This window comes from Thiolapillus sp., from assembly GCF_048562965.1.
In the GTDB taxonomy this organism is placed as follows: domain Bacteria; phylum Pseudomonadota; class Gammaproteobacteria; order Chromatiales; family Chromatiaceae; genus Thiolapillus; species Thiolapillus brandeum_A.
In genome coordinates this window covers 1-629 of record NZ_JBHNMF010001428.1, presented here as the reverse complement: position 1 = coordinate 629, position 629 = coordinate 1, and the positions used below count along the sequence as shown (strand labels likewise).

The following is a 629-nucleotide window of genomic DNA, read 5'->3' as shown; positions in this document are numbered from 1 at the left end:
TCGGAAAGCATTCCTGGAAAGTTTGGTGGTGCAGCAGCGTCGGCCATCATTGGCGGCACGGCCAGTACCCTGTCGGGAGGAAAGTTCGCAAATGGGGCACTGAGCGGGGCGTTTGGGTATCTTTACAACTTCTGGTCGCATCGTTTCGCAGGTAACTACTCGCCCCCGAACGTAAATGTGGATGCCGAGACCATTAAAGATATTGCGGGCTACACTCCGATCGTGGGTAACGCAATTTCTGCATACGATACTATCATTGCAGGGATCGATGGAGATTGGGAAGGTGTTGCTTGGGGAGTAGCCGGGACATTAGGTGGCGGCTGGTTGAAGGGGGCTAAGTCTGTTCAGAAAGGAATCCGGTCACTTGAAAAACGCATTGCAGAGCATGAAAAAAAGCTTGCTGATTTCAAGGCTAATCCTACGGTTAGGCCTGGCATGGAGGGGCAGCCTGAGTCAGTAATTAAGGCTGCTCAGAAGTCTCGAGTTCGTCATTTGGAAAAGGAAATTCAGACGTAACTACTCACCCCTATCAGCATAGAGCTGTCCCGAAAAGGCCATTTGAATGGCGACCAGCGGATTGTATCCCTGATTTGCCATGGTCTGCAGGTAACTGGAGATGCGGCAATAGG

1 protein-coding gene is annotated in these 629 nt (G+C 51.4%); it reads left to right on the top strand.

Annotated elements, in window-relative coordinates; all coding sequences use genetic code 11:
• Positions 1-516: hypothetical protein (locus ACOCD2_RS24750; protein WP_293675584.1), on the top strand; the 516-nt coding region annotated here is incomplete at its 5' end.
• Positions 517-629 lie beyond the last annotated feature (113 nt).